General features: G+C 54.0%; 12 protein-coding genes. 5 read left to right on the top strand and 7 right to left on the bottom strand.

The genetic code is table 11. From position 1 onward, the window contains the following. The first annotated feature begins 272 nt into the window (after window positions 1-272). Genes JFC11_RS04575 through JFC11_RS04565 form a run of 3 tightly spaced genes read left to right on the top strand, consistent with a single transcriptional unit; the run spans window position 273 to window position 3,096 of the window. Window positions 273-1,313 carry a TRAP transporter substrate-binding protein gene (locus tag JFC11_RS04575; RefSeq protein WP_198348819.1) on the top strand — a complete coding sequence of 347 codons (1,041 nt, stop codon included), beginning with the start codon at window positions 273-275 and terminating at the stop codon, window positions 1,311-1,313. Continuing rightward, on the top strand, window positions 1,313-1,837 hold the full coding sequence (locus tag JFC11_RS04570) for a TRAP transporter small permease (protein ID WP_198348818.1): 525 nt from the start codon (window positions 1,313-1,315) through the stop codon (window positions 1,835-1,837). Before JFC11_RS04575 ends, JFC11_RS04570 begins: the two co-directional genes overlap by 1 nt. Further along, the gene (locus JFC11_RS04565) at window positions 1,834-3,096 is read left to right on the top strand and encodes a TRAP transporter large permease (protein ID WP_095603489.1); all 1,263 of its coding nucleotides are present in this window, start codon (window positions 1,834-1,836) and stop codon (window positions 3,094-3,096) included. Before JFC11_RS04570 ends, JFC11_RS04565 begins: the two co-directional genes overlap by 4 nt. Window positions 3,097-3,263: 167 nt before the next feature. On the opposite strand, the gene JFC11_RS04560 is transcribed toward JFC11_RS04565, so the two are convergent. The 7 genes from JFC11_RS04560 to JFC11_RS04530 all read right to left on the bottom strand — a co-directional run bounded on the left by JFC11_RS04560 (window position 3,264) and on the right by JFC11_RS04530 (window position 9,878). Further along, entirely contained in the window at window positions 3,264-5,054 is a 1,791-nt protein-coding gene (locus JFC11_RS04560) for a methyl-accepting chemotaxis protein (RefSeq protein WP_198348817.1), read from the bottom strand. Window positions 5,055-5,356: 302 nt separating this feature from the next. After that, a complete protein-coding gene (ureG, locus tag JFC11_RS04555; RefSeq protein WP_198348816.1) occupies window positions 5,357-5,989 on the bottom strand; it encodes an urease accessory protein UreG in 633 nt (210 codons plus the stop codon). A gap of 23 nt (window positions 5,990-6,012) precedes the next feature. Continuing rightward, window positions 6,013-6,735: an urease accessory protein UreF gene (locus JFC11_RS04550; RefSeq protein WP_198348904.1), complete on the bottom strand. Its 723-nt coding sequence runs from the start codon at window positions 6,733-6,735 to the stop codon at window positions 6,013-6,015. Next, window positions 6,725-7,297 (bottom strand): urease accessory protein UreE, encoded by a 573-nt coding sequence (locus JFC11_RS04545; protein ID WP_198348815.1) that lies wholly within the window; start codon window positions 7,295-7,297, stop codon window positions 6,725-6,727. The genes JFC11_RS04550 and JFC11_RS04545 overlap by 11 nt, the downstream gene beginning before the upstream one ends. 207 nt (window positions 7,298-7,504) lie before the next feature. Continuing rightward, window positions 7,505-9,220: an urease subunit alpha gene (gene ureC / locus JFC11_RS04540; protein ID WP_198348814.1), complete on the bottom strand. Its 1,716-nt coding sequence runs from the start codon at window positions 9,218-9,220 to the stop codon at window positions 7,505-7,507. Continuing rightward, entirely contained in the window at window positions 9,217-9,537 is a 321-nt protein-coding gene (locus JFC11_RS04535) for an urease subunit beta (RefSeq protein ID WP_198348903.1), read from the bottom strand. The genes ureC and JFC11_RS04535 overlap by 4 nt, the downstream gene beginning before the upstream one ends. 38 nt (window positions 9,538-9,575) lie before the next feature. After that, complete coding sequence (locus JFC11_RS04530) at window positions 9,576-9,878, bottom strand: urease subunit gamma (protein WP_009723133.1); 303 nt, start codon at window positions 9,876-9,878, stop codon at window positions 9,576-9,578. A gap of 372 nt (window positions 9,879-10,250) precedes the next feature. Here JFC11_RS04530 and JFC11_RS19135 point away from each other — a divergent pair, with 372 nt between their 5' ends. Together JFC11_RS19135 and fauA are read left to right on the top strand one after the other, a co-directional pair. Further along, a complete protein-coding gene (locus JFC11_RS19135; RefSeq protein WP_198348813.1) occupies window positions 10,251-11,186 on the top strand; it encodes a helix-turn-helix transcriptional regulator in 936 nt (311 codons plus the stop codon). 127 nt (window positions 11,187-11,313) lie between these two features. Next, entirely contained in the window at window positions 11,314-13,458 is a 2,145-nt protein-coding gene (gene fauA, locus JFC11_RS04520) for a TonB-dependent alcaligin siderophore receptor FauA (RefSeq protein ID WP_198348812.1), read from the top strand. Window positions 13,459-13,460 lie beyond the last annotated feature (2 nt).

Genomic DNA, 13,460 nt, shown 5'->3' with positions numbered 1-13,460 from the left:
CTGACCACACCATTGGTTTAAGCACTTGGCGTTTAAAACCCTGTAGTGCTTCATTCAAAAGTGCGCAATTAAAAGTAACCTCTTGCAGGTTATCGCCAACCTAAAAATCACTCAAGTACAAGTTATATAAAGATTTTTCGGATTAGAAGAACGAATAGTGGAATAAAAATAAGTAATTTGCCCCCTATAATCAATGTGATATAGATGAGCATTAAGAAAATAATAAAACCACGCCTCAATATAATTAAAACCACTAATTCTTAGGAGATAATGTGAATATCCTTGCCTGCTTTACGCTGAACGCTGTGACTAAACCGGCACGCCAACTTAAACAGCTAACTCTTCCCCTTATTGGTGTAGGTCTACTCAGTTTGCCCCTCGCTGGACAAGCGGAAGAGATAGCCCCTACTACGCTGCGCCTAGCCCATGTGGTGAATACGGAAGATACTTACCATATTGCTGCTGAGCGCTTCCAACAGCTGATTAGCGAACGTACCGATGGCGCGGTTAGCGTGGAAATTTATCCGAATGCCTCGCTGGGCGATGAGCGCACCTTATTAGAAGGTATGCAAATCGGCACTGTGGATATGGGCATTATCACCAACGGTCCTGTAGCTAACTTCGTCGATGAGTTCTCCGTTTTTGAGCTCCCGTTTCTCTTTCCCAGCTCCGAAGCGGCCTATACTGTGCTGGATGGTGAAATCGGCCAGGAAATCCTAGGCAAATTACAGGATGTGAACCTGAAAGGATTGGCATACGCTGAACGTGGCTTTCGGAATATCACTAATAGCCAGCATGCAATCAATGTCCCTGAAGACCTTCAAGGCCTAAGGCTGCGGGTCATCGAAAATGAGGTTTATGTTGATACATTCCGCGGGCTCGGTGCCAACGCTGTACCCATGGCCTGGACAGAGGCATTAACCGCCTTGCAGCAAGGCACTATTGATGGCCAAGAGAACCCCGTTAACGCTATCCATGCCTTCAACCTTGCGGAAACCCAGGACTACCTAACGATGACTCGGCATATTTATGCGCCAGCAACGTTTATTATGAGCCTTCCCGCCTGGAACGGCCTCCAGGTAGAGCTTCAGTCCGTTGTGCTGGATGTCGCCAAGCAAGCATCTGCATACGCAAGAGAGCAGAATGCTATCATGGAAGCTGAACAACTGGCTGAGCTTCGCGAGGCGGGCATGGAGATCAACGAAACTCCAGATATTGAAGCCTTCCAGACCGCCGTGGCGCCAGTGTATGAGAAGTATGGCGAGCAGTTTGGTGATTACCTACCGCGCATTCAGGAGGCGCTGAATCAGTGATGGCGTTTGCACAGCCACTTTTAACACTATTGAAACGTAGCGAACGCGGGCTGGATGCCATCATCCAGCCCGTGGTCTTTGCAGGCATGGCAGCATTAATTGGTGTGATCACTCTGCAGATTGTGTCGCGGGTGCTGTTCAGCGCCGTTGGCTGGACGGAAGAAGTCGCGCGCTTTCTACTGGTGTGGATTACGTTTTTAGCCAGCAGCTTAGCCTTCCAGCGCGGGCGGCATATCGCCGTGACCTTTGCCGTGGATGCGCTTCCCCTGCCCTTGCGCAAGCTGGCGCGCTTGGCTGCACTGGCGGTGGTGCTGGCGTTTATGATCGCGCTAATCGTGATTGGCTACCGCTATATGCAGGTGCAAAGCTTTCAGAAATCCGCCTCACTGCGGCTTTCGATGACCTACATCTATGCAGTCATTCCACTTTCTGCCGCCATCATGGCGTGGTACGCCCTGATGGATATGATCGACGTACTGGTGAACGGTGAGCCGACGGTCGCCGCGCCGGAGGAGCCACTATGACTCTGGTGCTGTTCGGGCTGTTCTTCCTGTTTATGCTACTGGGAGTGCCGATTGCCTTTGCGATTGGCGCAAGCACGCTTTATGCGCTGTACCAGTCGGGCGTGCCTCTCATGGTGGTCACCCAGCAGATGTTCCAGGGCATTAACTCGTTTGCTCTGGTCGCTATCCCGATGTTTATTCTGGCCGGTGACTTAATGGCCCAGGGTAAGGTCAGCGAGCGGCTGGTGAGCTTTGCCGATTCGTTAGTCGGCTTTATGCGCGGCGGGCTTTCGGTGGTATCGGTAATGGCAGGCATGTTCTTCGCAGCTATCTCCGGCTCTGGTGCAGCCACCACCGCAGCGGTGGGTTCAAGCCTAGTGCCGGAGCTTAAGCGCAAAGGCTACGATCCTGCCTCAGCGGCGAGCTTAATTGCTGCTAGCGGTACGATTGGCGTTGTGATTCCCCCTTCGGTGCCGATGATTATCTACGCGGTGATTGCTCAGCAGTCGGTATCAAAGCTGTTTTTGAACGGCTTTTTGCCGGGGCTGGCAATGGGGCTGGGGCTGATGGCCATTGCGATCACTCAGGCCTATAAGCGCCAGTACCCCAAAGGTACACCGCTGTCGCTGCCGACCATTTGGCGCACGCTGAAAGCGGCTAGCTGGGGGCTGATGACGCCGGTGATTATTCTGGGCGGTATCTTCTCGGGCATTTTCACGCCTTCAGAAGCGGCCGTGGTCGCAGTCAACTATGCGCTGCTGGTGTCGCTGTTTGTGTATCGGGATTTAACCCTGCCCCAGGTGTATAAGCTGCTGATTCGCTCGGCGATGACCACCGCGGTGATTATGCTGGTGATTGCCATGTCGGCAGTACTCAGCTGGACACTTTCAAGCTGGCAGGTACCCGGCGCCATCGCCCAGGCAGTGCTGTCGCTTTCCACCAACCCCTACGTGATTATGCTGCTGGTCGTGGCCGTGATTCTGCTCACGGGGGTGTTTATCGAGACCGCTAGCGCTTTAATTATTCTTACCCCGGTGTTGCTGCCGCTGGTACTGCAATTGGGCATCGACCCGATCCACTTTGGTTTGATTATTGTGGTGGGGCTATCGATTGGCATGATTACCCCGCCGGTTGCGATCAACCTCTATGTGGCTTCGTCAGTCACTCAGCTACCGCTGGAGCGCATCACTCGGGCAATTATCCCGTATCTTTTAGGCTTGATTGGGGTGCTGCTATTAGTGGTTTATGTACCGATCCTGCTGGGCTGGTCGGGAAGTTAACGCTGGGCTGAAATGAAAAAGGGGCTTGCCATGTGGCAGCCCCTTTTTTTTCTACTACGTTCTTTCTACTACGTTTTTTTCGACGACGTTTCGTCTACTGGGCGTGTTTGCTACTGCTGGCTGTTTAACAAGGCGTATTTTCAGCCAGCAGGAGCATAGCGTTAGGCTTAAAACTCTTCCCAGTCGTCTTCGCCAGCGTTAACCGGAGCAGGCTTAGAAGAGAGCACAGGGCGCTTGAGCGCCTGTTGCGCACTTGGTGTGCTAGAAGGCAGAGACTGACGCGGTTGGTTTAACGCTGGCCGTGTCGATGAAGCTTGTGGCTCATCGTCGCCAAGCACAAAGGTGTTAATCAGCTCATTAAGGTGCTCGGCATGACGGCGCATGTTGCTAGCAGCTGTGGTGGATTCCTGCACCATGGCAGCGTTTTGCTGGGTCATGGTATCCATTTCCGCGACGGCGGTGTTGATCTGGCCAATACCGCTACTTTGCTCCTTGGCACCCGCCGTAATCTCACCGATCACATCGGTCACCTTGGAGACACTTTCCACAATGTCATGCATCGTCGCACCCGCCTTACGTACTAGCTCGGCACCGGTGTGGGTGTGCTTAACAGAGCTATCAATCAGCGTACGAATCTCTTTTGACGCGTTGCTAGAGCGGCTAGCCAGTGTGCGTACTTCTTGCGCGACGACCGCAAAGCCACGGCCATGTTCACCCGCCCGTGCGGCTTCCACCGAGGCGTTAAGCGCCAGAATGTTGGTTTGGAAAGCGATGGCATCAATCATGGTGATGATTTCGCTGATACGCGTCGCCGAGTCGTTGATATCGTGCATCGTCCGCTCGACCTGTCCCATGGCTTCTTCACCATGGTGAGCTACTTCAGCAGTGGACTGCACCAGCTGATTGGCCTGCTGGGCATTATCTGCACTGTGATTCACGGTCGAGGTAATTTCTTCCATGGAAGCTGACGTTTCTTGCAGGTTGGCAGCGGCCTGCTCGGTACGGGTGGCCAGTTCCTCGGAGCTATGGGAAATTTCCCCCGCCGAATGATAAACACTCATGGTGCTACGGCGCACATCACGCAGGGTTTCCTGCATGCGCTCGACAAAGGCATTGAACTGAACCGCTAGGTTACCAACCTCGTCATTGCTTTCTACCGCTAGGCGGCGGGTAAGGTCACCACGGCCTTGAGCGATATCATGCATAGCGCTGGCGGTGCGTTTAATCGGCCCGACGGTGCGACGCACAAAACCAAATGCGAGCAGCGCCACTGCTAGAAATAAGGCGGCACCCAACAAAATAGCGAACAGGATAGACTGGCCTAGATCCGCGTTAGCGGTCGCCTCAAGTTCTGCGACAACTGCATCAACATCAGTGACGTAAACCCCGGCACCGATCATCCAGCCCCACTTTTCTAGACTCTCTACATACGAGTGCTTCGGCTCAATCTCCCGGGTGCTTGGGTACTCCCATAAGTAACTATGGAAACCGCCACCGTTCTTGGCAACCTGAAGAATATCGCGAATAAGGTAATTTCCGTCTGGGGTTCTTACGTCCATCATGTTGGTACCTTCACGCTCTGGCGCAGGGGCCGTCACGATATTGTTACCATCGAAGTCGTAGATAAAAACGTAGTTATTACCTTCAAAGCGCATGGCGCGCACGAGCTCTGCTACCTGCTGTTTGGCTTCCTCATCATTAACACCTGCTTGCTCATAAATAGGAGAAATAGCGGACGTCGCCATTTGCACAATGTCGCGCACTGCATTGCGGCGCTCTTCAATCAGCACCTCACGCTGATTCGCCAGCGTCTCGCGGGTGTTTTGAATGCGCTCATAGGCATTAAACGCGACTAACCCTGCTGTCACTATGAAAAGTGGCAGTAGGACAAGCGTCAACACCTTAGCCTGTAAGCTAAGGCTTCGTTTTTGCGGAGTCGAAGAAGGAGGAGTAGCCATAAAGTGTTTCTCAGTAGGTCATCGGAAGAATTTTTAGTAGTTTTATGCATTCTTTATCGACCTAACCTGTGTCGACTTGAGCCATCTCTCGTGTTTTTTGTTTATGAACAGCGAATTAACGTCGCTAAATAGGACTTTCATAACCTGCGTTAAGGTTATCTTTGCCCTATCCGCTCACTGTAGGGGTGTGGTGGCCAAGGACGGCCCGTTTTAGCAAGCCGCTAGCCACGTCTTTTTGACTGCTCTGCCCCCTATTGGGGCAGGGCAGTTTTTTATTGGGGGCGATTTTCGCATCACAACGCTTATGCCGTTGCTGCCTGGGGCCGACGCTCATCCAGGATGCCTTTGTCGAGAATAAAGCGGATGATCTCTTCAAGACCTACCCCGTCGTAAAGATTGGTAAACACAAAGGGACGCTCGCCGCGCATTTTCTTCGAATCCCGCTCCATCACCTCAAGCGATGCATGAACCTGCTCGGCAATATCGATTTTGTTGATAATCAGCAGGTCTGACTTAGTAATGCCTGGCCCGCCTTTACGGGGGATCTTATCGCCTGCGGAAACGTCAATCACGTAAAGCGTGAGGTCAGAAAGCTCGGGGCTGAACGTCGCAGAGAGGTTGTCACCGCCGGACTCCACTAGTACCAGCTCTAGTTTTGGATGGCGAGCGTGTAGCTCATCGATGGCCGCCAGGTTCATCGAGGCATCTTCGCGAATGGCGGTATGCGGGCAACCGCCGGTTTCCACACCTAAGATGCGGTCAGCAGGCAGCGCATCGTGCTTGAGCAGAAAGTCGGCGTCTTCACGGGTATATATGTCGTTGGTTACGACAGCGATATCGTAGTAATCCCGTAGTGCCGAACAAAGCTGCTTAAGCAGTGCCGTTTTGCCGGAACCCACCGGGCCACCCACACCTACACGTAAACAGTGCGTCATTGTCATCTCCTACTCATAAGCGTTTAACTTCTAAACAAGCGTGAATATTGTGTTTCGTGCAGAGCGCTTGCCAGCGCCACGCCGGGCAGTACCGGGCCAAGGTCATCATCTTTCAGCAATAGTGCCTGATCGACGGCCGCCACCAGTTCCCCGCGCAGCTGTTCAATCACCCGCTGGGCGGCGGTATGGCCCAGGGGAAGTGCTTTGCAGGCCACTGCCAGCTGGTTTTCCAGCCACGCCCAGCCAAACCCTAATAGCGCTTGGCGCGGGGGCACACGGCGCATAAAAGCGGCGTAGCTAAATAGCGTCACATAGCCTGCATGGGCAGGTAATAAAGGCGGCTGAAAGCCTTCACTTCGCTCATCCTGGCGGGGTAATAAATCCAGGCTGCCCAGCAGGCGCTTGAGCGAAGCACCCAAGCGGCTATCTTCAGCGGCTAATTCAGCGGTTTCGCGGGTGGCCGCCAACCACTCGTCCCACTGAGCGATTGCATCGCTGTCATGCTGCTCAAGGGCAGTGTAAAAGCGCGCGATCAGCGGCAGTTCACAGCGGGTTAGGCCATCTTCCAGTACGCCCGAAAGCCACTCAGCCAGACTTTTCTCATCACTTACCCAGCCGAGTTCAAAGGCACTTTCCAGCCCCTGGGAAAACGCAAAGGCACCAATGGGTAGCGCGGGGCTGACCAGCTGCATTAGCCCTAGCAGGGCTAAGTCATGGCTTTCTGGTGCGGCATACTCAGTGGGCATGATGATGCTCATGCGCGTGTGAATGGTCGTGGTCATGAGCGTGGTCATGAGCGTGGTCGTGGGAGTGCCCATGACCATGAGAATGCCCGTGAGAATGTCCGTGAGAGTGCCCACCGCCACCTACTTGGTTATAGGCCCCTGGTTCTGGATCGAAGGTGGCGTTGTGGTGCTCAAGCTCAGCCCCCAGTAGTTCCGCCAGTTCTTCTAGCACATGGTCGGGTGGGAAACGCACCCAGCCACCCTTTTCATCTTCGCCCAGCGCCAGCTGTACATGGCGGTTGCCCAAGTGGTATGCCAGCCGTGCCAGGGGTAGGCCAGTACTGACTCGCGCGGTCACCACCGGCTCGATGGCAGCGCGTATGCGCACCACTTCGCCATATTCAGCTTTTAAGCCTTCGCCATCGCGCAGCACTGGGCCACGGTCTAGAAACAGCCCCAGCTCGCGGCCGCTATCGCTTTGGGCTTTTAAGCGCCCGCGAATGCGCAGTTCGAAGGGTAGTGTCAGCGTGTCGCTGGCGGCACGCTCTTCCACCGGCCCTAAACGTTCTATCAGTTTCAGCATCTCTACCGTCCTTTCGCTATCTATGCGGCTGTGCCGGGGGTAGGCCTACGAGAGGGCGCTGTGAATACATCCCTGTACGCTACTTTTGCCACCTGACCTCCATGGATGGAGGAAATGCCGGAAATGTAGGGAACATTTTCCGGCCATGGCAAAAGACCCTCTCTACGGCCTACCCCCGTCACCTCTACCTAAATGAAATAGCCCCAATTAAAACAAGTGATAACGCTGGGCTAGCGGCAGTTCGGTGGCGGGCTCGCAGGTAAGTAGCTCGCCATCGCAGCGCACTTCATAAGTTTGCGGGTCGACGGTGAGTTCTGGGCAGGCGTCGTTGAGCTTCATATCTTTTTTGCGCACGCCGCGTACGTTTTTACAGGCGGAAAGCGTGCTCTGCAGGCCCAGCCGCTCTTTAATGCCTGCGTCAATCGCCGCTTGGCTCACGAAGTTGAGCCGCGTTTGGCTGGCGGCCTTTCCAAACGCCCCAAACATAAAGCGATAATGCACCGGCTGAGGCGTGGGAATCGACGCATTGGGGTCGCCCATGGGCGCCGCTGCAATCATGCCGCCTTTTAAAATCAGCGAGGGCTTTACACCGAAAAATGCCGGTTTCCAGAGCACTAAATCAGCCAGTTTGCCAACTTCGATGGAGCCCACCTCATGGGCAATGCCATGGGTAATCGCGGGATTAATAGTGTATTTGGCGATATAACGCTTGGCGCGCAGGTTATCAGCGCCCAATGCTTCATCTTCGGGCAATAAACCGCGCTGCACTTTCATTTTATGGGCCGTTTGCCAGGTACGGCAGACCACTTCGCCCACTCGCCCCATGGCTTGGGAATCCGAGGCAATCATCGAGATCACGCCCAAGTCGTGGAGAATATCTTCGGCGGCGATCGTTTCACGGCGAATACGTGAGTCAGCAAAGGCCACATCTTCGGGAATGTTGGGGTCCAAGTGGTGGCAGACCATCAACATGTCCAGGTGTTCGTCGATGGTGTTAACCGTATAAGGCCGCGTCGGGTTAGTGGAAGACGGCAGCACGTACTCTTTTGAGCAGGCGGTCAGGATATCCGGCGCGTGACCGCCGCCTGCCCCTTCGGTGTGATAGGTGTGAATGCCACGCTCTTTAAACGCCGCCAGGGTGTCTTCCACAAAGCCGGATTCGTTGAGTGTGTCGGTGTGGATTGCGATCTGCACATCATACTTTTCTGCCACACTGAGGCAGGTATCAATGGAAGCAGGCGTGGTGCCCCAGTCTTCGTGGAGTTTAAGCCCCATGGCACCGGCTTCCAGCTGCGCCTCCAACGCTTCCGGCAAGCTGGCGTTGCCTTTACCCAACAGGCCAATATTCATCGGCAGGTCGTCCACCGCTTGCAGCATTTTGCCAATATGCCAGACACCGGGAGTGCAGGTTGTCGCATTAGAGCCCGTTGCAGGACCAGTGCCGCCTCCCAGCATGGTGGTCACGCCGCTCATCAGCGCTTCTTCTACCTGTTGGGGGCAAATAAAGTGAATATGCGCGTCGATACCTCCAGCGGTGAGAATCTTGCCTTCGCCTGAGATAATTTCAGTGCCGGGGCCAATCACTATATCTACATCGGGCTGGGTGTCGGGGTTGCCTGCCTTGCCAATCGCGGCAATGCGCCCGTTTTGCAGGCCGACATCGGCTTTAACAATGCCCCACCAGTCTAAAATCAGCGCATTGGTAATCACCGTATCCATCACCGTGGCGTCGTTACGCTGGCTTTGCCCCATGCCGTCGCGGATGACCTTACCACCGCCGAATTTCACCTCATCGCCGTAGTGGGTAGCGTCTTGCTCCACTTCGATCCACAGTTCGGTATCGCCCAGGCGCACGCGGTCGCCCACAGTGGGGCCATACATATCGGCATAGGCTTGCCGACTGATTTTGTTAACCGGCTTCATTGTTTATCTCCATCGAGCGTACCCATCACATCGCCACGGAAGCCGTAAATTTCGCGCTTACCAACGAAGGGAATTAGCGTGACCTCGCGGGTCTGGCCTGGCTCAAAGCGAATCGCGGTGCCCGCTGCCACATCTAAGCGAAAGCCACGGGATTTGCTACGATCAAATACCAGCGCGGGGTTGGCTTCAGCGAAGTGGTAGTGAGAGCCGATCTGAATGGGGCGGTCGCCGGTATTGGCCACTTCGACGCTAATCCGCTCGCGGCCCACGCATAGCTCAATATCACCGTCTTTTAACTGGTACTGTCCTGGAATCATTGGGCCGGAAATCATGGCAGCCTCCTGGTTGCTGACGACTAGTTGATTGGCGTGTGAACGGTCACAAGTTTGGTGCCGTCCGGAAAGGTGGCTTCTACCTGCACCTCATCCACCATTTCCGCCACGCCATCCATGACGTCATCACGGCTAAGGATTTCACGGCCGTAGCTCATTAAGTCGGCGACACTTCTGCCGTCACGGGCACCTTCGATAATTTCAAAGCTGATCAGCGCGACAGCCTCGGGGTAATTAAGCTTTAGGCCGCGTGCTTTGCGGCGCTCGGCAAGCTGGGCAGCAGAAAATAGCAGCAGCTTATCTTTGTCTCGTGGGGTCAGTTCCATGGGGGCTCCATTGGCTCGATCAGTGGGAGCGCTCAACAGAAACGACGGTGCAGGATTTGGAACAACGCTCCCAGACTATCGAAACCGAGCACGCCTATTTGAAGCAATGCAGCGCAACCGCCGTACCAAAATGGTGAATAGAAAAAATAGTCATTATTATTCAATAGCTTGAAAAATACCGACTTTCCTTTATTCGCACCAAAATTGCACCACGCCAATTAACCAATCCTTTAATCGCACCAAAACAGTGCAACAAAACTCCCACTTAGCATTTACTATCAAATAGAAATAAAACACATTACTATTTAAGAGCGTCTTTTAAATAAGGCTTTTGTTGAGCCTCTATTTCTACACCAGGTTGAGACACACCACGTGACCATTAGCACCCGCTATACCGTTGATCATTTTTTAGGCTACGGACGCCGATACAGTATCGATTACTGCTTTCCCATAACCTCCAGCGCTGCTTGCACGCCGAAAACATCGATCGCCCAAGGGCATGTAGAAGAAGTTAGTCTAGCGGCGGGTGTGGAGCTTTTTATTTCCGATTTGGATGTGCTGCGACCTTATCAATCGTTCTCTAAGGGCAATACCGACCTGCTGATTGTGGTGATGTTAGAGGGCTGCGCACATTTCGATATTGATGGCCAAAAGCGTTGGATAACGGCAGGGGAAGCTTGCTGGCTAAGGCTGGACACAGGTTTAACGCTAAGCGCTTTTCATCCTGCTAATCAACGGCTTCGCACGCTATGCCTATCGCTCGACGCACCAGCGATGCAGGCTTGGTATGGTTCTTACATTTCATCGACTTCCCCCCATGTCTGGCAGCTCAGTCCTGGATTACAGCTCACCATCGATGAAGCGTGCTGTGCTTCCAGTAGCGCTGAGTCGCAACGCATGCGCTTTCAAGGGCTGGCACTGCAAATCATCGCCCAGGGGCTGGACTGCCGTTCGCCATATACGGCTGACAGTGGCGCACTGTATCGACAGCGCTTGGCGCTAATACGCCGCTGGCTGGATGAAGAGCCGTCGTTTGACCACACGCTGCAACGCTTAGCGGATCGCGCGGCCATGAGCCCAAGTACGCTAATGCGGCATTTCAAGATGGCTTACGGCCTAGCGCCCATCGACTATTTGCGCAAGCGTCGGCTTGCGCTAGCCCGCGAGCTGCTGCTGAGCGGCCACAGCGTTCAACAAGCGGCACATTTAAGCGGCTACCGCCATGCCAGCAACTTTATTACTGCTTTCAAGAAAAACTACGGTATCTCGCCGGGTGCTTTGACGGAAAGTTCCCTTAAACGCTCCTAAAACGATACGGCTGACGTTTGCGCATAATCAATTGCGCGGCGGGCATAACCGCCCGCCCAGCATAAGTGGAATAATTCTCATTATGAAATATTAACTACTAGCAACATCCACTTTGGAAAACCGCTCCATGCCATTGTTATATCGATCAACATGCACTGCTCTTATTCTTGCCTACCCTTTGCTTGCCTTTGCTGAAGCTCCTGACGAAACATTGGACAATTTGCTAGTGACCGGTGAGCGCCTCAGCACCAGCAGTGAAGGCACTCAACGCTACACAGTGCCCGCTAGCCGCAGTGCGGTCGGGCTGTCATTAACGCCACGCGAGACGCCCCAATCAACAAGTGTTATTACTCGCCAGCAGATCGACGACCGTGCGGCACAGACAGGCGGTGATGTGTTAGCTCAAGTACCCGGCGTTTCGCCAAGCCGAGCTGACAGCAACCGAATTAGCTATGCCGCGCGTGGTTTCTCAATCCGTAGCGTGCAGTTTGACGGGCTCAGCATTCCGCTCAGCGGTTTTTGGAATTTTGGCGATACCGACTGGGATGCGGCGATTTATGACCGTGTTGAAGTGGTGCGCGGGGCAACCGGTTTATTGACCGGCGCTGGCGAACCCTCGGCAAGCGTTAACTTTATTCGCAAACGCCCGTTGTCCGAAGCGGCTGCGTCTGTTTCCGCAGGCATCGGCCGCTGGGATCGTCGCCGCGCCACCGCGGATGTGTCTGTACCGTTAAGCAGCGATGGCACGACAGGGGCCCGTTTGGTCGTGGCCAAAGGCCAGAACGATAGCTTTATCTCTCATCTCGAAGATGACCATGAGACACTTTACGGTGTTATCAGTAGCGAGCTTACCCCCGCGACTCAATTAACCGTAGGGGTTGAATATCAGCACAACGAGACGGTTGGCGCAGGGGCCAGTGTCCCGGCTTTTTATGCTGACGGCAGCCGAACGGACTTTGACCGCAGCGCATCAAACAACACCCACTGGTCAACGTTTTACAACGAGACCACTCGCGTGTTCGCTGATCTTAGCCACCAACTGGATAACGGCTGGACGTTACGCGCCGCCGTTAGCCATAACGACGGTAACTATGGCCTAGAGTACCTTTATCGCGGCGGTTTCCCAGACAGGGAGACAGGCCTTGGTATGTCCAGCTCCTTCTTGAATTACCGCGGCAACCGCACTCAGCAAACCGTGAACGTTACAGCCGAAGGTGATTTCAGCTTATTTGGCCGCCAACATGAGCTGGGCTTTGGCTGGATGCATAACGAAGATGACTTTGAGATAAAACTGGCCACCCCGGTTGGCACACCGCCTTCCGCGGGCAGTTACTTTAATTGGCGAGACAGTGTGGTGGCCAAGCCTCAGTGGGGGGAATTCAGCAGCTCAGATAATATGCAGGTAACGCAAAGCGGCGGCTATATGGTGTCGCGCTTTTCGTTGAGTGATCCGCTTAATCTCATTGTTGGCGCACGCCTGAGCGATTGGGAATTGGATCAGACTTACTATGGGTCTGAGCGGCAATACCGATACAGCAACGAAATAACGCCTTATGCGGGCATTATTTACGATATTAATGACTACGCCTCTGTTTACGCGAGTTATACCGAGATTTTCCAGTCTCAGAATGCCCGCCGTGAGGATGGCTCTCTGCTTGACCCTATTCAGGGTCGCAGCTATGAGCTGGGCGCTAAGGCAACCCTTCTGAACGGCCACTTGGATAGCAGCATTGCACTGTTTAGAACAGAGCAAAACGGTGTGGCCGAAGCTATTCCTGGCGTTGATGTGATCGGCCAGCCTGGAACGTCCGCCCACCGCAGTGTTGATGGTAATCAGGTCAATGGCGTAGAGGTCGAATTGATTGGCGAAGTGGCCTCGGGCTGGAATGTGAGCGCCAGCTACACCCTAGCCAATGCAGAAAATTCCGACGGCGAGCGTACCAACACGACCCATCCGCGCCAACAGATAAAACTGTTTACCACTTACCAACTGCCGGGCGCATGGAGTGGCTTAACACTGGGCGGCGGGGCACGTTGGCAAAGCGATATTTGGCGGAACACATCTAGCCCCAATGGCCAAGTTAAGGTTGGGCAAGACGCTTACGCCGTTGCTGACCTGATGGCACGCTATCGCTTCAACGATCAATTAAGCGCGCAGCTGAACATCAACAACGTGTTTGACAAGGACTACTACGAGCAAATTGGTTTCTACAGCCAGTATTGGCTTGGCGAACCGCGTAGTGCCGTCATGTCAATCAACTGGGATTGGTGAGA

It is taken from the genome of Vreelandella alkaliphila, from assembly GCF_016107625.1.
Lineage (GTDB): Bacteria > Pseudomonadota > Gammaproteobacteria > Pseudomonadales > Halomonadaceae > Vreelandella > Vreelandella alkaliphila.
This window is presented reverse-complemented; position numbering and strand designations above follow the sequence as displayed.